Annotated in this window: 17 protein-coding genes; 13 read left to right on the top strand and 4 right to left on the bottom strand. The window is 60.7% G+C overall.

All coding sequences use genetic code 11. From position 1 onward, the window contains the following. The coding region (locus tag NV64_RS23635; protein WP_369878850.1) for a hypothetical protein at positions 1-421 on the bottom strand (421 nt) is incomplete at its 3' end. An 80-nt stretch (positions 422-501) separates the two neighbouring features. Here NV64_RS23635 and NV64_RS02745 point away from each other — a divergent pair. Further along, on the top strand, positions 502-1512 hold the full coding sequence (locus tag NV64_RS02745; RefSeq protein ID WP_101505261.1) for an alpha/beta fold hydrolase: 1011 nt from the start codon (positions 502-504) through the stop codon (positions 1510-1512). A 61-nt stretch (positions 1513-1573) separates the two neighbouring features. Here NV64_RS02745 and gyrA read toward each other — a convergent pair whose 3' ends face one another. Then, on the bottom strand, positions 1574-4231 hold the full coding sequence (gyrA, locus tag NV64_RS02740) for a DNA topoisomerase (ATP-hydrolyzing) subunit A (protein WP_101505260.1): 2658 nt from the start codon (positions 4229-4231) through the stop codon (positions 1574-1576). A 192-nt stretch (positions 4232-4423) separates the two neighbouring features. On the opposite strand from gyrA, the gene ubiG reads away from it, so the two are divergent. The 4 genes from ubiG (at position 4424) to yfaE (ending at position 9405) form a co-directional block, all read left to right on the top strand. Next, on the top strand, positions 4424-5155 hold the full coding sequence (ubiG, locus tag NV64_RS02735) for a bifunctional 2-polyprenyl-6-hydroxyphenol methylase/3-demethylubiquinol 3-O-methyltransferase UbiG (protein WP_056239587.1): 732 nt from the start codon (positions 4424-4426) through the stop codon (positions 5153-5155). A 440-nt stretch (positions 5156-5595) separates the two neighbouring features. Beyond that, positions 5596-7881: a class 1a ribonucleoside-diphosphate reductase subunit alpha gene (gene nrdA, locus NV64_RS02730; RefSeq protein ID WP_101505259.1), complete on the top strand. Its 2286-nt coding sequence runs from the start codon at positions 5596-5598 to the stop codon at positions 7879-7881. A 120-nt stretch (positions 7882-8001) separates the two neighbouring features. Beyond that, the gene (gene nrdB / locus NV64_RS02725) at positions 8002-9132 is read left to right on the top strand and encodes a class Ia ribonucleoside-diphosphate reductase subunit beta (protein ID WP_101505258.1); all 1131 of its coding nucleotides are present in this window, start codon (positions 8002-8004) and stop codon (positions 9130-9132) included. 12 nt (positions 9133-9144) lie between these two features. Beyond that, positions 9145-9405, top strand: a complete 261-nt coding sequence (gene yfaE / locus NV64_RS02720) for a class I ribonucleotide reductase maintenance protein YfaE (protein WP_056239579.1) — start codon at positions 9145-9147, stop codon at positions 9403-9405. Between the two features lie 276 nt (positions 9406-9681). On the opposite strand, the gene NV64_RS02715 is transcribed toward yfaE, so the two are convergent. Together NV64_RS02715 and paaZ are read right to left on the bottom strand one after the other, a co-directional pair. Further along, complete coding sequence (locus tag NV64_RS02715) at positions 9682-10872, bottom strand: nicotinamide mononucleotide deamidase-related protein YfaY (protein WP_101505257.1); 1191 nt, start codon at positions 10870-10872, stop codon at positions 9682-9684. An 81-nt stretch (positions 10873-10953) separates the two neighbouring features. After that, a complete protein-coding gene (gene paaZ, locus NV64_RS02710) occupies positions 10954-13011 on the bottom strand; it encodes a phenylacetic acid degradation bifunctional protein PaaZ (RefSeq protein ID WP_101505256.1) in 2058 nt (685 codons plus the stop codon). Between the two features lie 294 nt (positions 13012-13305). Between paaZ and paaA the strand changes: the two genes are divergently transcribed. The 8 genes from paaA to paaX are packed head-to-tail and all read left to right on the top strand — an operon-like array spanning position 13306 to position 20096. Continuing rightward, the gene (gene paaA, locus NV64_RS02705; RefSeq protein ID WP_056239568.1) at positions 13306-14274 is read left to right on the top strand and encodes a 1,2-phenylacetyl-CoA epoxidase subunit PaaA; all 969 of its coding nucleotides are present in this window, start codon (positions 13306-13308) and stop codon (positions 14272-14274) included. After that, the gene (gene paaB, locus NV64_RS02700; RefSeq protein WP_056239566.1) at positions 14249-14533 is read left to right on the top strand and encodes a 1,2-phenylacetyl-CoA epoxidase subunit PaaB; all 285 of its coding nucleotides are present in this window, start codon (positions 14249-14251) and stop codon (positions 14531-14533) included. Before paaA ends, paaB begins: the two co-directional genes overlap by 26 nt. 6 nt (positions 14534-14539) lie before the next feature. Further along, complete coding sequence (paaC, locus tag NV64_RS02695) at positions 14540-15301, top strand: 1,2-phenylacetyl-CoA epoxidase subunit PaaC (protein ID WP_101505255.1); 762 nt, start codon at positions 14540-14542, stop codon at positions 15299-15301. 9 nt (positions 15302-15310) lie between these two features. Next, a complete protein-coding gene (gene paaD, locus NV64_RS02690) occupies positions 15311-15805 on the top strand; it encodes a 1,2-phenylacetyl-CoA epoxidase subunit PaaD (RefSeq protein WP_056239560.1) in 495 nt (164 codons plus the stop codon). A 10-nt stretch (positions 15806-15815) separates the two neighbouring features. Continuing rightward, complete coding sequence (paaE, locus tag NV64_RS02685) at positions 15816-16871, top strand: 1,2-phenylacetyl-CoA epoxidase subunit PaaE (RefSeq protein WP_101505254.1); 1056 nt, start codon at positions 15816-15818, stop codon at positions 16869-16871. An 8-nt stretch (positions 16872-16879) separates the two neighbouring features. Further along, the gene (paaG, locus tag NV64_RS02680) at positions 16880-17728 is read left to right on the top strand and encodes a 2-(1,2-epoxy-1,2-dihydrophenyl)acetyl-CoA isomerase PaaG (RefSeq protein WP_082502384.1); all 849 of its coding nucleotides are present in this window, start codon (positions 16880-16882) and stop codon (positions 17726-17728) included. Between the two features lie 60 nt (positions 17729-17788). Further along, the gene (locus NV64_RS02675; protein WP_101505253.1) at positions 17789-19105 is read left to right on the top strand and encodes an AMP-binding protein; all 1317 of its coding nucleotides are present in this window, start codon (positions 17789-17791) and stop codon (positions 19103-19105) included. 43 nt (positions 19106-19148) lie between these two features. After that, positions 19149-20096, top strand: coding sequence for a phenylacetic acid degradation operon negative regulatory protein PaaX (gene paaX, locus NV64_RS02670; RefSeq protein ID WP_101505252.1), 948 nt, complete (start codon positions 19149-19151; stop codon positions 20094-20096). Positions 20097-20126 lie beyond the last annotated feature (30 nt).

Below are 20126 nucleotides of genomic sequence, written 5' to 3'. Positions count from 1 at the left end.
TGACCGTTAACGCGCTGTGGCTGAACGCGAGCGGATAAAACGCGTCGCTGCCGCCGCGCAGGCGGTGCAACATTGCGGCGGCGCAGCCCAGCCAGACGGCGGGCAGCAGCGGATCGATCGCCTGCGGCAGCCACGCCACCGCCGCCGCCATGGTCAGGATCGCCCCGGCAGCAGCAAGGTAACGCGGCCGCCGGCCCATCGCCTGCGCCAGCGCGGCGCGGCACAGCAGCGGCAGCGCGGTGGCGGTCACCGGCAGCAGCCGCGGCCAGCCGTTAGCATCCGGCAACGCCACCAGCCCGGCGTTCAGCGTGTGAACCAGGCAAATCAGCAGCAGCGCTCGCCACGGCCACCCCGTCGCCCGCCGTTGTAACAGCAGCAGCAGGCAGACCAGGCTGAGCAGAAAATTAACCGGTATCAGCATGGGACTCTATCGCGATCGAGGACGCCACGCGTCCGTAAACTTCTGATAATAGGCTTCTTTATACACAAGGAATCCAAAAAATGCGCGTAATAATTGTCTTACTGCTGCTGATTACCAGCTTCACCAGCCACGGTTATAGTGTGGGCAGCCAGCTTGAAACTGTCAGCAACGGCCAGCATGGCCGCCCGTTAAAAGTGAGGATTTTCTACCCCAGTGCCGACGCGGGCGTCCCCACGTTGCAGGGGGCGAATGCCGTTTTTGGCGGATTCAGTGCGATTGAGCATGCTCATCCTGCGGACGGACGTTTCCCATTGATCGTGCTGAGCCACGGCAGCGGCGGCAACAATACCAGCCTCGCCTGGCTGGCGGTGCCGCTGGCGGCCCGCGGGGCGATCGTCATCGCCGCCAGCCACCCCGGCAGCACCACCGGCGACTCGCGGCCGCAAACCGACCTGACGCTGCAAATCCGCGATCTCAGCCAGCTGATTAGCCACTATCTGCAGGCCCCGGCCTGGCGGCCTTACATCGACCGCAACAACGTCGGTGCCATCGGCCACTCTAAAGGCGGCTACAGCGTGCTGGCGCTGGCCGGGGCGCAGGTGACCCGCGAGAGCCTGACCCGCTACTGTCAGCAGATGCCGCAGATGCCGGACTGCCAGTTTTACCAGCGCGGCGGCGTGCAGCGCGAGCAGACCGACAATGCCCGGCTGGCGGCCAGCTACCGCGATACGCGGGTGAAGTGGGTGGTGGCGCTCGATCCGGGCATGAGCTACGCCTTCACCCCGGCCAGCCTGCAGAGCATCAGCGTGCCGCTGCGGGTGATTGCCGCCGGCTACTACATCCGCGCCACCGGCGATATGACGCTGGGCGCAGAACGGCTCCCCCTGCCGGTAACGGTGCTGAAAGACGCCGGGCATTACGATTTCCTGCCGCTGTGCCAGCCGACGGCGCAGAAGATTTTAGCCGGGGAGGAGGAAGGGGAAGCCTTTATCTGCGAAACGCCCGCGGCAGAGCGAGAACTGATCCACCGCCAGACGATTGCGGCAGTCGGGGCGCTGATGCAGCGCGTCACGCATTCGGGAGGGAAATAACAGGCATAAAAAAGCCGGTTCAGCTGAACCGGCTTTTTATCAACGCTCGCAGGGTGAACGATTACTCGTCGTCTGCCTCAGCGGCGTCGTCATCGGCGTCGGCCGCATCGTCTTCCGCGTCCACTTCCGGGGCGATATCGTCATCCCCTTCCGCCACGCTGCCGTCGATGGCGTCCAGCTCTTCTTCTTCCACCGGTTCCGCCACGCGCTGCAGGCCGACCACGTTCTCGTCTTCAGCGGTACGGATCAGGATCACACCCTGGGTGTTACGGCCCACCACGCTGACTTCGGAAACGCGGGTACGTACCAGAGTACCGGCGTCGGTAATCATCATGATCTGATCGCTGTCGACCACCTGCACCGCGCCGATCACCGGCCCGTTACGTTCGGTGACTTTAATCGAGATCACGCCCTGAGTCGCACGCGACTTGGTCGGGTACTCGCTGTTGGCGGTACGCTTACCGTAACCGTTTTGCGTCACGGTAAGGATTGCCCCCTCGGCACGCGGTACGATCAGCGACACCACGCTGTCGCCTTCGGCCAGCTTGATGCCGCGTACGCCGGAAGCGGTACGGCCCATGGCGCGCACGGCGGTTTCTGCAAAGCGCACCACTTTACCGGCCGCAGAGAACAGCATCGCCTCGTCCTGGCCGTTGGTCAGCGCCACGCCGATCAGCTCATCGTCGTCACGCAGGTTCACCGCGATAATGCCGGCGCTGCGCGGACGGCTGAACTCGGTCAGCGCGGTTTTCTTCACGGTACCGCTGGCGGTAGCCATAAAGATGTTGAAGCCTTCCGCATACTCGCGCACCGGCAGGATCGCGGTGATACGCTCGTTGGCTTCCAGCGGCAGCAGGTTGACGATCGGACGTCCACGTGCGCCACGGCTGGCTTCCGGCAGCTGGTAAACCTTCATCCAGTACAGGCGGCCACGGCTGGAGAAGCACAGAATGGTGTCGTGGGTGTTGGCCACCAGCAGACGGTCAATAAAGTCTTCTTCTTTAATACGCGCGGCCGACTTGCCTTTACCACCACGGCGCTGGGCCTCGTAGTCGGTCAGCGGCTGGTACTTGACGTAGCCCTGATGCGACAGGGTTACCACCACATCTTCCTGGTTGATCAGGTCTTCGATGTTGATGTCCGCGCTATTGGCGGTGATTTCAGTACGGCGTGCATCGCCAAACTGGTCGCGGATCAGGATCAGCTCTTCGCGGATCACTTCCATCAGACGATCGGCGCTGCCAAGGATATGCAGCAGCTCGGCGATCTGCAGCAGCAGATCCTTGTACTCGTCCAGCAGCTTCTCGTGCTCAAGGCCGGTCAGCTTCTGCAGACGCAGGTCGAGGATCGCCTGGGCCTGCTGTTCGGTCAGGTAGTACTGGCCGTCGCGGATACCGTACTGCTCTTCCAGCCACTCCGGACGCGCGGCGTCATCACCGGCACGCTCCAGCATGGCAGAGACGTTGCCCAGCGCCCACGGACGCGCGATCAGGCCGGCCTTCGCTTCGGACGGGCTGGCCGCACGGCGGATCAGCTCGATAATCGGGTCGATGTTGGCCAGCGCCACCGCCAGGGCTTCGAGGATGTGCGCACGGTCACGCGCTTTACGCAGCTCAAAGATGGTACGGCGGGTGATCACCTCACGGCGGTGGCGGACAAAGGCTTCCAGAATGTCCTTCAGCGGCATGATTTTCGGCTGGCCCTGGTGCAGCGCCACCATGTTGATACCGAACGAGGTCTGCAGCTGGGTCAGTGAGTAGAGGTTGTTCAGCACCACTTCACCGACCGCATCGCGCTTCACTTCGATCACGATGCGCATGCCGTCTTTATCGGACTCATCGCGCAGGGCGCTGATGCCTTCCAGACGTTTCTCTTTCACCAGCTCGGCGATTTTCTCGATCAGGCGCGCTTTGTTGACCTGATACGGGATCTCATGCACCACGATGGTTTCGCGGCCGGTTTTGGCGTCCACTTCCACTTCGCCACGGGCGCGGATGTAAATCTTGCCGCGGCCGGTGCGGTAGGCTTCTTCAATTCCGCGGCGGCCGTTGATAATCGCGGCGGTCGGGAAGTCAGGGCCCGGAATGTGTTCCATCAGCCCTTCGATGCTGATGTTCTCATCGTCGATATAGGCGAGGCAGCCGTTGATCACTTCGGTCAGGTTGTGCGGCGGTATATTGGTCGCCATCCCCACCGCGATACCGGATGAACCGTTGATCAGCAGGTTAGGGATTTTGGTCGGCATCACTTCCGGGATCTGCTCGGTGCCATCATAGTTTGGCACAAAGTCGACGGTCTCTTTTTCCAGGTCCGACAGCAGTTCGTGAGCGATTTTTGACATGCGCACTTCGGTGTAACGCATGGCCGCCGCGGAGTCGCCGTCCACGGAACCGAAGTTACCCTGGCCGTCGACCAGCATATAGCGCAGCGAGAACGGCTGTGCCATACGCACGATGGTGTCATACACCGCGCTGTCACCGTGCGGGTGATATTTACCGATGACGTCGCCGACAACACGGGCGGATTTTTTATACGGCTTGTTCCAGTCATTACCGAGCACGTTCATGGCGTAAAGCACACGGCGGTGTACCGGCTTCAGACCATCACGGACATCTGGCAACGCACGGCCAACGATGACCGACATTGCATAATCCAGATAAGAGTTCTTTAACTCTTCTTCGATATTGACCGGTGTAATTTCGCGGGCCAGGTCGCTCATGGAGGCGCTTTCCTTACTGTTAATTCCCGGATTCAAAGGTGCGAAAGTATATCACAATGCGTCCAGGTGGTGAACGGAAAGCGGCGGTTTGGCCGCTTTATTGCATTCCCGCCCGGGTGGCTGGCGTTGCGCCGCCCACCGCCGCGTGGAAAGATGTATACTTCAGCAAATTTTGGCAGGAGTAAGAACCGAATGACGACGGAAAAACACCCGGCTGGCGCCAACGTAGACGCCAGCGAGATCGCAAAATTTGAGGCAGTGGCCTCACGCTGGTGGGATCTGGAGGGGGAATTTAAGCCCCTGCACCGTATCAACCCGCTGCGCCTCGGCTGGATTGGCCAGCATTCGGGTGGGCTGTTTGGTAAGAAGATCCTCGACGTCGGCTGCGGCGGCGGCATCCTCGCCGAGAGCATGGCGCGTGAAGGGGCCAACGTCACCGGGCTGGATATGGGGGCCGAACCGCTGCAGGTGGCGCGCCTGCACGCCCTGGAGAGCGGCGTCAGCATCGACTACGTGCAGCAAACCGTCGAAGAGCACGCGGAGCAGTTCGCCGGCCAGTACGACGTGGTGACCTGTATGGAGATGCTGGAGCACGTGCCGGACCCGCGTTCGGTGGTGCACGCCTGCGCGCGGCTGGTAAAGCCCGGCGGCGAGGTGTTTTTCTCCACCATTAACCGTAACAGCAAGGCGTGGCTGATGGCGATTATCGGCGCGGAGTACGTGCTGCGCATGGTGCCGCGCGGCACCCACGATATTAAGAAATTTATCCGCCCCGGCGAGCTGCTGAACTGGGTGGATGAAACGCCGCTGCGCGAGCGCCATATCATCGGCCTGCACTACAACCCGCTGACTAACCACTTTAAGCTGGCCCCCGGCGTCGACGTTAACTACATGGTGCACACCCACCGCGAGCTGGCGGATTAACCCGCAGCGGGCGGATCCTTCCGCCCGTTTATTTCGCCGCCCTGCCGACGCCGGTTAGCAGGGCGAACCTGTTTACCCTGCTGGCTCCCTGCCCGGTCACCCCACGGATATGCTGGCTTTTGCCGTCCCATTAGTCGATTCGCGAAGAATGCGCAAGAATTCCGCGATCGAACTTTTTGTGCAAAATAATTCTCTGCCCATTGACATCAACCTGGAGCCTTTAGATACGCGGACTTAGCCAAATACCCCGTCACCCGCCCTCAAAACCCTGCGAAAATCAAGCCTTGTTAAGCATGGGGAAAACCCTAAAATATGCCCCATCTAGTGACAACAACTTCTTCCAACCCCTACATATAGTGTTTATCCACAGAGTTACTCACAATGAGCAGGCTGTGTATAAACGTGGGGATTATTTGCTATAAGGACAGGTAAAACGCGACATGAATCAGAGTCTGCTTGTAACCAAACGCGACGGCCGCACCGAACGCATCGATCTCGACAAAATCCACCGTGTGCTCGACTGGGCTGCCGAAGGGCTGCAAAACGTCTCCGTCTCTCAGGTTGAACTGCGTTCACATATTCAGTTCTATGAAGGCATCCGCACCTCTGATATTCATGAAACCATCATCAAGTCTGCCGCCGACCTGATCTCGCGTGACGCGCCGGACTACCAGTACATGGCCGCGCGCCTGGCGATCTTCCACCTGCGTAAAAAAGCCTACGGCCAGTTTGAGCCGCCGGCGCTGATTGACCAGGTGAAACGCATGGTCGATATGGGCAAATATGACCGTCACCTGCTGGAAGACTACAGCGTGGAAGAGTTCGCCGAGATGGACGGTTTTATTGACCACTGGCGCGATATGAACTTTTCCTACGCCGCGGTCAAGCAGCTGGAAGGCAAATATCTGGCGCAGAACCGCGTCAGCGGTGAGATCTACGAGAGCGCGCAGTTCCTCTACATCCTGGTCGCCGCCTGCCTGTTCTCCGGCTACCCGCGCGATACGCGCATGAGCTACGTTAAGCGTTTCTACGATGCGATCTCCACCTTTAAAATCTCGCTGCCGACGCCGATCATGTCCGGCGTGCGTACCCCGACCCGCCAGTTCAGCTCCTGCGTGCTGATCGAGTGCGGCGACAGCCTGGACTCGATTAACGCCACCTCCAGTGCGATCGTGAAGTACGTTTCCCAGCGCGCCGGTATCGGCATCAACGCCGGCCGCATTCGCGCACTGGGCAGCCCGATCCGCGGCGGTGAAGCCTTCCATACCGGCTGCATCCCGTTCTACAAACACTTCCAGACCGCCGTTAAGTCCTGTTCACAGGGCGGCGTGCGCGGCGGGGCAGCCACGCTGTTCTACCCGATGTGGCATCTGGAAGTGGAAAGCCTGCTGGTGCTGAAAAACAACCGTGGCGTGGAAGGCAACCGCGTGCGCCATATGGACTACGGCGTGCAGCTGAATAAGCTGATGTATCAGCGCCTGCTGAAAAACGAAGATATCACCCTGTTCAGCCCGTCTGACGTGCCGGGCCTGTACGACGCCTTCTTCGCCGACCAGACGGAGTTTGAGCGCCTGTACACCAAATACGAAAAAGACGACAGCATCCGTAAGCAGCGTATCAAAGCGGTTGAGCTGTTCTCGCTGATGATGCAGGAGCGCGCCTCCACCGGTCGTATCTACATTCAGAACGTTGACCACTGCAACACCCACAGCCCGTTTGATCCAAGCATCGCGCCGGTACGCCAGTCGAACCTGTGTCTGGAAATTGCGCTGCCGACTAAACCGCTGCTGGACGTGAACGACGAGAACGGTGAAATCGCCCTCTGTACGCTGTCGGCGTTTAACCTCGGTGCCATCGACAGCCTGGACGACCTGCAGGAGCTGGCCACCCTCGCCGTGCGTGCGCTGGACGCGCTGCTCGACTATCAGGATTATCCAATCCCGGCCGCCAAACGCGGTGCCATGGGTCGCCGTACTTTAGGTATTGGCGTGATTAACTTCGCCTACTACCTGGCGAAGAACGGCGTGCGTTACTCCGACGGCAGCGCCAATAACCTGACGCATAAAACCTTCGAGGCGATCCAGTACTGGCTGCTGAAGGCCTCCAACGATCTGGCGATCGAACAGGGTGCCTGCCCGTGGTTCAACGAAACCACGTATGCGCAGGGCATTCTGCCGATCGACACCTACAAGAAAGATCTGGATGCGATCAGCGACGAGCCGCTGCACCTCGACTGGGAAGCGCTGCGTGAGTCAATCAAAACCCACGGCCTGCGTAACTCCACGCTGTCGGCGCTGATGCCGTCTGAGACTTCGTCGCAGATCTCCAACGCCACCAACGGTATCGAGCCGCCGCGCGGTCATATCAGCATTAAGGCGTCGAAAGACGGCATTCTGCGTCAGGTGGTGCCGGAGTATGAGCGCCTGAAAGACCAGTATGAGCTGCTGTGGGAGATGCCGAACAACGACGGCTATCTGCAGCTGGTTGGCCTGATGCAGAAATTTATCGATCAGGCGATCTCTTCGAACACCAACTACGACCCGACGCGCTTTGCCAACGGTAAGGTGCCGATGAAGCAGCTGCTGAAAGATCTGCTGACCGCCTATAAGTTCGGCGTGAAAACGCTGTACTATCAGAACACCCGCGACGGCGCGGAAGATGCGCAGGACGATCTGGCGCCATCGATTCAGGATGACGGCTGCGAAAGCGGCGCCTGCAAAATCTGATACAGCTGAACAGGGCCGGGGCAACCCGGTCTCTGTACGTGATACCGTCGGCCGGGCTCTCCCGGCCGCTATCTTTTCATACCGGCCGGCGTTTCCGGCATCAAGACACTGGAACTACTGATGGCTTACACCACGTTTTCACAGAATAAAAATGACCAGCTGAAAGAGCCGATGTTTTTCGGCCAGTCGGTTAACGTTGCCCGTTTCGATCAGCAGAAATACGACATTTTTGAAAAGCTGATCGAAAAACAGCTGTCGTTCTTCTGGCGTCCGGAAGAGGTGGATGTTTCCCGCGATCGCATCGACTATCAGGCGCTGCCGGACCACGAAAAACACATCTTTATCAGCAATCTGAAGTACCAGACCCTGCTGGATTCGATTCAGGGCCGCAGCCCGAACGTGGCGCTGCTGCCGCTGATTTCAATCCCGGAGCTGGAAACCTGGATTGAGACCTGGGCGTTCTCTGAGACCATTCACTCGCGCTCTTACACCCATATCATCCGCAACATCGTTAACGATCCGTCGCTGGTGTTTGACGATATCGTCACCAACGAGCAGATCCTGTCGCGCGCCAAAGATATTTCCGGCTACTACGACGATCTGATCGAGATGACCAGCTACTGGCATCTGCTGGGTGAAGGTACCCATCAGGTGGCCGATAAGACCGTTACCGTTAACCTGCGCGCGCTGAAGAAGCAGCTCTATATCTGCCTGATGAGCGTCAACGCGCTGGAAGCGATCCGCTTCTACGTCAGCTTTGCCTGTTCGTTCGCGTTTGCCGAGCGCGAGCTGATGGAGGGTAACGCCAAGATCATCAAGCTGATCGCCCGTGATGAGGCCCTGCATCTGACCGGCACCCAGCATATGCTTAACCTGCTGCGCAGCGGCGAAGACGATCCGGAGATGGCGGAGATCGCCGCCGAGTGCCGTCAGGAGTGCTATGACCTGTTTGTGCTGGCGGCCGAGCAGGAGAAGGAGTGGGCGGAGTATCTGTTCAGCGGCGGTTCGATGATCGGCCTGAACAAAGATATTTTGTGGCAGTACATTGAGTACATTACCAATATCCGTATGAATGCGGTGGGGCTGGATCTGCCGTTTAAGACCCGTTCTAACCCGATTCCGTGGATCAACTCCTGGCTGGTGTCGGATAACGTGCAGGTGGCACCGCAGGAAGTGGAAGTGAGCTCTTATCTGGTCGGCCAGATCGATGCGGAAGTGAACACCGACGATCTCAGCGATTTCGAGCTGTAAGCGGCCCGTTCGATGTCCCGTTCGTTGATTACGCTGCGTGCTTCGGGTACGCAGCTGGAGTGTCAGGGTGAGCACCCTTCCCTGCTGGCAACGCTTGAAGCACAGCAGATCTGCGTGGAGTATCAGTGCCGTGAAGGTTACTGCGGTTCCTGTCGCGTGCAGTTGCTGAAGGGCCAGGTGAGCTATGCTGAGAAGCCGCTGGCGTTTGTGCAGCCGGGGGAGATTTTACCCTGCTGTTGTCGGCCGCAGGGTGATATTGAGATCGATCTCTGATCGGCACCTTGTGCCATTCCGTTTCCGGACCAGGTGGGCTGTGCTCGCTGGAAAAGCTTAAAAGCTTAAGGCAGCGCCTGTTGGAGCAGTGTGCTCGGCTCAGGGAGCCTGTACACTCCGCAAAGACGCAAAAAACGTCGTCCCTGACGGCTCAGCACGGGACATCCCTGTCCCGTGATGCTTTGCTCCGTGTACAGGCTCCCATCGCTTTATGTTCTGAGTCGTCTGTATGGAAAACAACTGCAATGAGCACAATGAGCAATGATTAACTAGCGATTAGAGAGTTTCCACCACGTCGATCCAGCCGTGGCCGGTGGTGACGGTCTGGCCGTTCAGCCAGCGGCGCAGCATGTTCATCGCCAGCATCGCGACCATGTCCTGTCTCGCTTTCAGAGCGTAGCGGCTGACGTTGAACTTCACTTTCTGCGCATAGGTTGCCTGCTGGGTGTGTAGCGCAAAGCCCAGCAGGTCGTTATGAATGCCGCCGACCACCAGCCCCAGTTCGGCCCCGCTTTCCAGCGCCAGCTGCTCTGCGCGGGCGGCCAGTTCGGCCAGCGTTTCCGGCTGGGTGGGCAGGATGTTACCTGCGGCCAGTTCGCTGCCGCCGGAGGCCAGCTGCCACTGCAGCAGGCCGGCGGTAAACTGCTCGCTGACGCTCAGGCGCAAATCGCGTTCATGCAGACGGCGCGCCAGCTGTTCCGGCAGCGTTTCGAAGCCTTCAAAAATGACGCTGTCGCCGGCCAGTTCGCGTACCTGTTGCCAGAATGCTTCCATCTCGGCCAGTCTTGACGCCGGGCCGTTCAGCTTCAGTTCGATGATCGGCATCGATGCGCGGTAGCCCATCACCAGTCCGTCAGGCAGCGACAGCGCTTCGATCTCTGAGGCCAGGTCGCTTTCGCCGCGGCCAAAGGTAGTCATGCGCAGGCACAGCGGCGGTTCGGGCAGCTGGAAGCGCGCTTTCAGGCGCGGCAGGATCTGATCGGTGACCATGACCTTGTATTCCGACGGTACGCCCGGGGTGAAGAAGATCCAGCAGCGGTTCAGCTCAATCGCAAAGCCACAGGCGGTGCCAACCGGGTTATCGATCATTTCGGCACCAAGGGGGATTTCAGCCTGTTTGCGGTTGCTCGGTGCCATCACCTTGCCCCGGCTGGCAAAGAACGCCTCCATTTTTGCCAGCCATTCGGCGTGAATTTGCAGTGGAACGCCTGCCGCCGTGGCGGCGGCCAGTGCGCTGAGGTCGTCGCTGGTCGGGCCGAGGCCACCGTTGACGATCAGCACGTCGGCGACCTTGCTGCGTTCAGTCAGCACCTGCACCAGCTCCGGCAGGCTGTCGCCCACCGTCTGGCGGCTGGTCATCGGCAGGCCGTGCTCAAACAGCAGCGCAGCCAGCCAGGCGGCATTGGTATCGACGATCTGCCCGTGCAGGACTTCGTCACCCGTAGCGAGCATTTCCACTCTGATCATTGTTTTCTCCGGTAGGGTCGTTTTTTTCACTTTAAGAACAGCTTAGGAGAAAAACAATGGCTGCTGTGCAATTAAAGCGACTCAGGCCGACGGTACCCGCTGCGCCACCAGAGTGAGGATGCGGTAAAGCGCGACGTGCTGCTGGTGCTGGTTAAAGACCTGTACGTCCCACTCCACCACGCCACAGGGCGGTTCGTCCGTTTTGGGGGCTTTTCTTCTCTTGCTCAGGCAGGTCAGCTGCGCCTGCAGGGTATCGCCGATTTTAACCGGATGGGTAAAGCGCAGCGCTTCCAGCCCGTAGTTGGCCAGCACCGGGCCGACCCCGGCATCGACAAACAGCCCGGCGGCGGCGGCAACCACAAAGTAGCCGTGTGCCACCCGCTCACCAAACAGCGACTGCGCGGCGGCGGTTTCGTCAGTGTGGGCATAGAAACGATCGCCGCTGAGGTTGGCAAAGTTGACGATGTCAGCTTCGGTAATCGTGCGCCGGGCGGTCAGCACGCCGTCGCCCGGCTGCAGCTCCTCAAAGTGTTTGCGGAACGGGTGGCGGTGGTCGGTGTACAGCGGCGCGCCGCGCAGCCACTGGCCGCCCACCGCCGCCAGCATCAATGGGCTGCCCTGCACGGCGGTGCGCTGCATATAGTGTTTGACCGCCCGCAGCCCGCCCAGCTCCTCGCCACCGCCGGCGCGCCCCGGGCCGCCGTGAACAAGTTGCGGTAACGGCGAGCCATGGCCGGTGGACTCTGCCGCTGCCGCCGTGTCCAGTACCAGCAGGCGGCCGTGGGCACAGGCGACAGCCCTTACTGTCTGTGCCGCCAGCGCCGGATCGGCGGTGACCAGCGTCGCCACCAGGCTGCCCTGGCCCATCAGCGCCAGCGAAATCGCCTGTTCACGGCTGGCGTAACTCATCAGCGTGGCCACCGGGCCGAACGCCTCCACACCGTGTACTGCCTCGTTGTGCAGCGGGTCACGGCACAGCAGCAGGGTGGGCGGGTAAAAGGCACCCGCCGGGTTGCTGCCCTCGCTCAGCTCCAGTTGCGCCAGCGAACCGCCACACAACGCCTCGCAGCCACTACTCAGCAGCCGGTCAACCTGCTGCTGCACCGCCTCACGCTGGGCGTGGCTGGCCAGCGCGCCCATGCTGACCCCGGGTAGCGCCGGGTCACCCACCACCACCGCAGCCAGCGCCTCAGACAGCGCCTGCTGTACCGCTGGCAGCTGCGTTTCAGGCACCAGAATGCGGCGGACAGCGGTACATTTCTGACCGGCCTTGCTGGTCATTTCGCGTACGACTTCATCAATAAATAGTGAGAATTCAGCCATTTTTGGCGTCACGTCATCGCCGAGGATGCAACAGTTCAGCGAATCCGTCTCCATACTGAACGGAATGGATTTCGCCAGCAGGCCAGGGTGAGCCCGCAGTTGCCTGCCGGTCTGCGCCGACCCGGTAAACGTGACCACATCCTGATAATCGAGATGGCTGAGCAGGTCCCCCACCTCACCGCAGATCAGCTGCAGCGCCCCCTCCGGCACCAGCCCGCTGTCGGTAATCAGCCTGACCAGACCCTGCGCCAGCGGTGCCGAGGTACTGGCAGGCTTGACGATCGCCGGCATCCCGGCCAGCCAGCAGGGAGCCAGTTTCTCCAGCATCCCCCAGCAGGGAAAGTTAAAAGCGTTGATATGCAGCGCCACGCCCTGACGGCTGCTCAGCAGATGCCGGGCAACAAACTGCCCCTGTTTTGACAACGGGATAGCGTCGTCTTCCAGCCACAGTGTGTCCTCCGGCAGTTCGCGACCGGCGAGGCTGGCATAGGTAAACAGCGTACCGATGCCGCCCTCAATGTCCACCCAGCCATCGCGGCGGCTGGCCCCGGTGCGGGCCGAAAGGGCATAAAGGCGCTCTTTGTTGGCCAGCAAAAATTTTGCCAGTGCCTTCAGCATCTGCCCACGCTGCAGAAAAGTCATCGCTACCAGCGCCTGGCCACCGTGCAAACGCCCGTAAGCCAGGCTTTCCACCAGGGGCAGCCCCGCGCTGCACAGTTGATAATCGGCTTCACCGCTTAATGGATGGTTAAACCGGCGGGCGTTGCCTTTACCGAACGCCCAGATGCCACACAAATAACTGGTCACATTTTCCATTCTTCCTCCACCAATACCATTTAATGATACTTATCATTTTTATGGTGTATCACATTACAGCAAAATCTAACCAGCGCTGTTTTTGCTAAAAATGGAAAACGCATTTTTAATGCACTTGTCATTTAAAAAAATTAAATCACTGTTAAATCTCGTTTTTTAAAAATATTTGTGAAGCGCGATCTTAAAACCACATTTCCTGTGTGGATCAGGGAAGGCGCTGCTCGTAGAGTGGATAAATGATACTTATTTTTTCATTTAACACCGAATAGTGAATCAAATTAAATGGAGAGCACGATGGATAACGCCGACCTGCAGAGGCGATTTGACGCCGCCATCGCCGACGAGCGGGCGATCGAACCCCGCGACTGGATGCCTGATGCCTACCGCCAGACACTGATCCGCCAGATTGGCCAGCACGCCCATTCTGAGGTGGTCGGCATGCTGCCGGAGGCGAACTGGATCACCCGCGCGCCCAGCCTGCACCGTAAAACAATTCTGCTGGCCAAAGTGCAGGATGAAGCCGGGCACGGGCTTTACCTCTACAGCGCCGCCGAAACCCTCGGCTGCAGCCGCAGCGAGCTGTATCAGAAGATGCTGGCGGGCCGGATGAAATACTCGTCAATTTTTAACTACCCGACCCCGGAATGGGCCGATATCGGGGTCATTGGCTGGCTGGTCGATGGCGCGGCCATTGTTAATCAGGTGGCGCTGTGCCGCACCTCTTATGGCCCCTACGCACGGGCGATGGTGAAAATCTGCAAGGAGGAGAGTTTTCACCAGCGCCAGGGCTATGACGCCTGTCTGGCGCTGGCCTGCGGCACGCCGCAGCAGCGCGCCATGCTGCAGGCAGCCATCAATCGCTTCTGGTGGCCGGCGCTGATGATGTTTGGCCCCAGTGACAAAGACTCCACCCACAGCGCGCAGAGCCTGGCATGGAAAATAAAGCGCCACAGCAACGACGAGCTGCGGCAGAAATTTATTGATAACACCGTACCGCAGCTGGAGGCACTGGGAATGACCGCCCCCGATTCGGCGCTGCATTTTGATGAGGCCAGCGGTCACTATCGTTTTGGTGAGATCGACTGGCAGGCGTTTTATGCGGTGATCGCCGGCCACGGCATCTGCAATTACGAGCGGCTTGCGGCCAAAAACCTGGCCTGGCAGGCGGGCAGCTGGGTGCGCGAAGCTGCACTGGCCCACGCTACAAAACATCCATCCCACGCTGCAGGAGCACCTAATGACTCAGGAATGGCCGCTGTATGAAGTTTTTATCCGAAGCCAGCAGGGGCTGGCTCATCGCCACGTCGGCAGCCTGCACGCCGCCGACGGGCAGATGGCGCTGGAAAACGCCCGCGATGCCTACACACGGCGCGGGGAAGGCAGCTCGGTATGGGTGGTGCCTTCCGCGCAAATCTGCGCCTCACAGCCGGAGGATCGCGGCGCATTCTTTGACCCGGCTGACGATAAAATCTATCGCCATCCGACCTTCTTCCCGCTGCCTGATGGCATCAAAAATATGTGAGGCCGGATGAACCTTCCACAGGATGACCTGCTGCACTACGTGCTGCGTCTGGCGGATACGCCGCTGATCCTCGCCCAGCGGCTGGGCGCCTGGTGCGGCCACGCGCCGGAGCTGGAGATTGACCTCGCACTGTCCAACATCGCGCTGGATCTGCTGGGCCAGGCGCGGAATTTCTATCAGTATGCCGCCGGACTGGCCGGGCCGGGCTGGGATGAGGATCGCTTCGCTTTTCAGCGCGACGAATCCGCGTTCAGTAACCTGCTGCTGGCCGAGCAGCCTAACGGCGGTTTCAACGACACGCTGGTGCGCCAGTTCCTGCTGGATGCGTGGCACCACTGCCTGTACCGGCAGCTCAGCCTCAGCCGTGATGCGTCGCTGGCAGCGATAGCAGCCAAGGCGCTGAAGGAGGTCACCTATCACCTGCGTTTCAGCAGCGGCTGGATGATCCGGCTCGGCGACGGCACCCTGCAAAGCCATGACAGAATGCAGCAGGCGCTGAACGGGCTGTGGCGCTTTACCGCTGAACCCTTTCTCAGCGATGCAACCGAGCAGCGCCTGGTGCAGCAAGGGATCGCGCCCGATGCGGCCGCACTGCAGGCGGCCTGGCATACGCTGACCGCCCCGGTGCTGCAGGCCGCCACCCTGACCCCACCGACTGAGGCGGCCTGGCGCCACGGCGGTAAACAGGGGCAGCACAGCGAACATTTTGGCTATCTGCTGGCAGAGATGCAGTTCCTGCCACGCAGCCAGCCTGGCTGCCGCTGGTAAGGGGGGACGATGAAGATCACGCAAATGACTCTGCAGCATCCTGCTGTTGCCGGTATCTGGCGCTGTCTGCGGCAGATCCCCGACCCGGAGCTGCCGCTGTTATCCATTACCGAGCTGGGGATGATCCGCGCGGTCAATGCAGCTCCGGCTGGCTGGCAGGTGGTGCTGACACCCACTTACTCCGGCTGCCCGGCCACCAGGTTCCTGCAGGACGACATCCGCCAGCGGCTGCAGCAGGCAGGGTATCCGTCGGCCGAGGTGGTGGTTAGTCTGCATCCGGCCTGGAGCAGTGACTGGATCAGTGAGACTGGCCGCCGCAAGCTGCTGGAGGCTGGCATTGCGCCGCCCCACCGCTGTGCGGCAGCGACGATCTGCCCTGTTGCCTGCCCGCGCTGCGGCAGTCTGCACACCGAACAAATCAGTGAGTTTGGCTCTACCGCCTGTAAAGCGCTGTACCGCTGCTGCGCGTGCCGCGAACCCTTTGATTACTTCAAGTGTCTGTGAGGGGAAAACGATGTCACAGTTTCATCATCTGACGGTAGAGGCCATTGAACGACAAACGGCCGATGCCGTGGCCATTACCTTTGCCCTCCCTCCGGGCGCGGCGGAGATCTGGCGCTTCACGCCCGGCCAGCATCTCACCCTGCGCGCCCGCGTTGATGGCGAAGATCTGCGCCGCTGTTACTCCATCAGCTCCGCGCCAGAAGATAACCGGCTGCAGATTGGCGTCAGGGCGGTGCCGGGCGGCCGCTTTTCACAGCATCTGCACCGGCATCTGCACCCCGGCGACACGCTGGACGTCATGCCGCCACAGGGGCAGTTTGGCTACCGGCCCCGTCCCGGGCACCAGGGTGATTATCTGGCACTGGCGGCAGGGTCAGGCATTACGCCGTTGCTGGCGATTATCAGCAGCACGTTGCAGCAGGAGCCCGACAGCCGCTTCACGCTGGTTTACGCCAACCGCCATACGCAGTCGGCGATGTTTCGCAAGACGCTGGCCGATTTGAAAGATCGCTTTCTGCAGCGGCTGCAACTCTTCTGGCTGTTCAGCCAGGAAAGCTCGGACAGCCCGTTACTCAGCGGGCATATCGACGCCGGGTACCTGGCGCAGCTGCATGCCCTGATCGGGCTGAACCACTTTCAACAGGCGTTTATCTGCGGCCCGACGGCGATGATGGACAACGCACAAAGCGCGCTGGGACAGGCCGGGATCGCCGCACAGAATATTCACCGCGAACAGTTTGATGCCGGCCACCAGCACCCGTTACCCATCCGCACCAGCCGTGATCAGCGCTGCGACGTGGAAATTCTGCATGACGGCCGCCGCCAGAAAATTGCCCTGCAGCCGCAGGACCGCAGCATTCTGGACGCTGCGCTGCGCCAGGGGATCGACCTGCCCTTCGCCTGTAAGGGCGGGGTTTGCGCCACCTGCAAATGCCGCCTGAAATCCGGCGACGTGACGATGGAGGTCAACTACAGCCTCGAACAGGATCAGCTGAACGCAGGCTATATCCTCAGCTGCCAGGCATGGCCGAAAGGCGACGGCGTGGTGCTGGACTTTGACGTTTAGGAGCCATGATGAACGAGACACCGAATTCACCACAGGCCAGCGCTGACGGCGGGCAGCAGGCCGGCGAACATCAGCCGCCGGTGCTTGCACGGCTGACGCACGGCGTGCTGCAACTTACCCTTAACCGCCCGCAGCGGCTGAACAGTTTTAATCCCGCGATGCACCTGGCGCTGGCCGCCGCGCTGGAACGCGCCGAAACCGACGACGCCGTGCGCTGCGTGCTGCTGACCGGGGCCGGCCGGGCGTTTTGCGCCGGGCAGGATCTCAGCGACCGCCGTACTCGCCCGGGCGATAACCCCGCCGACCTCGGGCTGTCGGTTGAAAAACACTATAACCCGCTGATCCGACGGCTGACCGCGCTGCCAAAGCCGGTGGTCGGCGCGATTAACGGCGTGGCAGCCGGAGCCGGGGCCTCGCTGGCGCTGGCCTGCGATCTGACGCTGGCCGCACGTTCGGCCAGCTTTCTGTTTTCATTCTGCCGCGTAGGGCTGGTGCCGGACAGTGGCGCCAGCTGGTTTCTGCCGCGCAAAGTGGGTTACGCCCGGGCGGCGGGTATGGCCCTGCTGGGCGATAAGATCGGCGCAGAGCAGGCCCTGAACTGGGGGTTGATCTGGCAGGTGTGGGAGGATGACCAGCTGGAAAACGCCTGCATGCAGCTGGCGCAGCGTCTGGCCGGGCAGGCAACCGCCGCGCTGGGTATGACCAAGCGGGCACTGCAGGCAGCGGCCACCCACACCCTCAGTCAGCAGCTGGATCTGGAGCGCGACCTGCAACAGCAGGCCGGGCGCAGTGACGATTACCGCGAAGGCGTCAACGCTTTCCTGACAAAGCGGCAGGCACACTTCAGCGGAAGATAGCAGCCAACACGCCGCGCGGGGTCAGCACGGCAATCACATCATCTATCAGGGAGAGACAAAATGAGCAGCCTGGTTCCAACCCTTGATCCGATCGAATATGCCTCACGCGAGGCACTGGAAGCCCTGCAGCTGGAGAGGCTGAAGTGGACACTGCATCTCGCCTGGGAAAACGTGCCGATGTACCGGAAAAAGTTTACCGCGGCGGGCGTACACCCCGGCGATTTACGGCAGCTGAGCGATATCGTTAAGTTCCCTTTCACCTCCAAGCAGGATCTGCGCGACAACTATCCTTTTGCCACCTTTGCCGTCCCCTCCGAGCAGATTGTGCGCCTGCACGCCTCTTCCGGCACCACCGGAAAACCGACGGTGGTGGGTTATACCGCCGCCGACCTGGCGCGCTGGTCCGGGCTGGTGGCTCGCTGCCTGCGTTCGGTGGGAGTAACCACACGTGATAAGGTCCATATTGCTTATGGCTACGGCCTGTTCACCGGGGGGATGGGGGCGCACTACGGTGCGGAAAAACTCGGTGCCACGGTGATCCCGGCTTCCACCGGACAGACTGAAAAGCAGGCGCAGTTGATCCTCGACCTGCAGCCGGACGTAATAATGGCGACCCCGTCTTACTGTCTGGCGCTGACCGATGAGCTGGAGCGGCGCATGGGGGGTGATGCGCGCGGCTGCTCGCTACGGCTGGGGGTGCTTGGCGCCGAGCCATGGAGCGCCGCACTGCGCGGTGAGATCGAGAGCCGGCTGGGGATCACAGCCTGTAATATCTATGGCCTCTCCGAAGTGATGGGGCCGGGGGTGGCGATTGAGTGCGATGGCCCGGATGCCGGCTCCACCATCTGGGAAGATCATTTCTATCCTGAAGTCATCGATCCTCTGACGCTGGAACTGCTGCCTGCCGGAATACGCGGTGAGCTGGTTTTTACCAGCCTGAGCAAGGAAGCAATGCCGGTGATCCGCTATCGCAGCCACGATATGAGTTCTCTGTTGCCCGGCGGCAGGAGGCCGATGCGGCGCATGGCCGCTATCAGCGGCCGCTCGGACGATATGCTAATCGTGCGGGGTATCAACATTTTTCCCTCCCAGCTTGAAGAGCAGATTATGCGCTGCCCTGGCCTCTCCTCCCATTATCTGCTGGAAGTGAGCCGCAGCGGCAATCTTGACCACCTGGCGCTGCGGGTGGAGAGAAAGACGACGCTGGATGCCAGCCGCAGTGATGAAACCGCGAAGCAGCTGCAGCACCATATTAAATCGCTGATTGGCATCAGCGCGCAGGTCAGCGTGGTTGAACCGGGTACGTTGCCGCGTTCCGAGGGAAAAGCGGTACGGGTTGTCGATAGCAGAGGAACACAGGACGCTGTACCGCATTGAATATGCTAAGGTAAAGGTTGTTTCCGTCCGCAACGGGGCACTGATGCCTGATAAACTCGATAGTTTTATTCGCCACTCGCTGGCCGTACAGCCGCTGAGCGGTACTTCGCTAATTATCTCTCTGTACGGTGATGCGCTGAGTCAGCGTGGCGGCGAGGTGTGGCTGGGTTCGCTGAGCGCGCTGCTGGCGCCACTGGGCTTCAGTGACCGCTGGGTGCGCACCGCCGTTTTTCGACTGCAGAAGGAGGGCTGGCTGGAGGCGGAAAAAGCCGGACGCCGCAGCTATTACCGACTTTCTGAACACGGCCTGCAACAGTTCCGCCACGCGGAAAGCAAGATCTATCAGGGCGAACCCGCTTTATGGAACGGCGAGTGGGATCTGCTGCTGCTGGAAGGGGTGGAAAAAACCGTACGCGCCCGCCTTCGGCAGTCTCTGGGCTGGCTCGGCTTTGGGCAGCTGAGTACAACGCTGCTGGCCGCCCCGGCAGACATCCGCCGCGACGTCACCGCCCTGCTCAGCGAACTCCCCGGGGGCGAGAACACCATCTGGTTCCGCGCACAGTCTGCCGGTGAACGTTCTGCCGGTTGTCTGAAGCGTCAGGTGGCGAACAACTGGGCGCTGGATGAGATGGCAGCGCACTACCAGCAGTTTATTGACGCGTGGCGCCCGCTGATGCTGATGCTGCGCGATCCACAGCAGCCGGTCAGTGAACAACAGGCTTTTGAGCTGTGCCTGTTGCTGATCCATGCCTGGCGCCGGGTGGTGCTGCGCGATCCACAGCTGCCTGACGCACTGCTTCCGCCGCAGTGGCCGGGGCATACGGCACGCCATCTGTGCATCAATCTTTACCGGCGTCTTGCATTACCGGCTACGCGGCGGGTCAGTCAGCTGGCAGAAAGTCGAATTGGCGAGTTGCCACAACCGTGCGCGGCATTTTATCAGCGCTTTGGCGGTCTGGAGTCTGTGGGTCATCAGCAGGCAACTGCTTAAGAAGGGGGAAGCGGAACAGATCGGGGGCAG

The sequence above is a fragment of the Erwinia sp. B116 genome, assembly GCF_002865965.1.
Taxonomy (GTDB): domain Bacteria; phylum Pseudomonadota; class Gammaproteobacteria; order Enterobacterales; family Enterobacteriaceae; genus Erwinia.
The sequence above is the reverse complement of the archived record's forward strand: the minus strand, read 5'-3'. Positions and strand labels throughout refer to the sequence as shown.

What these genes read in the sequence shown, in the direction of transcription:
- paaC (WP_101505255.1), top strand. Translation starts at nt 14,540, where the DNA reads ATGAACCTTCCACAGGATGACCTGCTGCACTACGTGCTGCGTCTGGCG.
- paaA (WP_056239568.1), top strand. Translation starts at nt 13,306, where the DNA reads ATGGATAACGCCGACCTGCAGAGGCGATTTGACGCCGCCATCGCCGAC.
- NV64_RS02675 (WP_101505253.1), top strand. Translation starts at nt 17,789, where the DNA reads ATGAGCAGCCTGGTTCCAACCCTTGATCCGATCGAATATGCCTCACGC.
- gyrA (WP_101505260.1), bottom strand. Translation starts at nt 4,231, where the DNA reads ATGAGCGACCTGGCCCGCGAAATTACACCGGTCAATATCGAAGAAGAG.
- ubiG (WP_056239587.1), top strand. Translation starts at nt 4,424, where the DNA reads ATGACGACGGAAAAACACCCGGCTGGCGCCAACGTAGACGCCAGCGAG.
- NV64_RS02715 (WP_101505257.1), bottom strand. Translation starts at nt 10,872, where the DNA reads ATGATCAGAGTGGAAATGCTCGCTACGGGTGACGAAGTCCTGCACGGG.
- NV64_RS02745 (WP_101505261.1), top strand. Translation starts at nt 502, where the DNA reads ATGCGCGTAATAATTGTCTTACTGCTGCTGATTACCAGCTTCACCAGC.
- yfaE (WP_056239579.1), top strand. Translation starts at nt 9,145, where the DNA reads ATGTCCCGTTCGTTGATTACGCTGCGTGCTTCGGGTACGCAGCTGGAG.
- paaE (WP_101505254.1), top strand. Translation starts at nt 15,816, where the DNA reads ATGTCACAGTTTCATCATCTGACGGTAGAGGCCATTGAACGACAAACG.
- paaG (WP_082502384.1), top strand. Translation starts at nt 16,880, where the DNA reads ATGAACGAGACACCGAATTCACCACAGGCCAGCGCTGACGGCGGGCAG.
- nrdA (WP_101505259.1), top strand. Translation starts at nt 5,596, where the DNA reads ATGAATCAGAGTCTGCTTGTAACCAAACGCGACGGCCGCACCGAACGC.
- paaX (WP_101505252.1), top strand. Translation starts at nt 19,149, where the DNA reads ATGCCTGATAAACTCGATAGTTTTATTCGCCACTCGCTGGCCGTACAG.
- paaB (WP_056239566.1), top strand. Translation starts at nt 14,249, where the DNA reads ATGACTCAGGAATGGCCGCTGTATGAAGTTTTTATCCGAAGCCAGCAG.
- nrdB (WP_101505258.1), top strand. Translation starts at nt 8,002, where the DNA reads ATGGCTTACACCACGTTTTCACAGAATAAAAATGACCAGCTGAAAGAG.
- paaD (WP_056239560.1), top strand. Translation starts at nt 15,311, where the DNA reads ATGAAGATCACGCAAATGACTCTGCAGCATCCTGCTGTTGCCGGTATC.
- paaZ (WP_101505256.1), bottom strand. Translation starts at nt 13,011, where the DNA reads ATGGAAAATGTGACCAGTTATTTGTGTGGCATCTGGGCGTTCGGTAAA.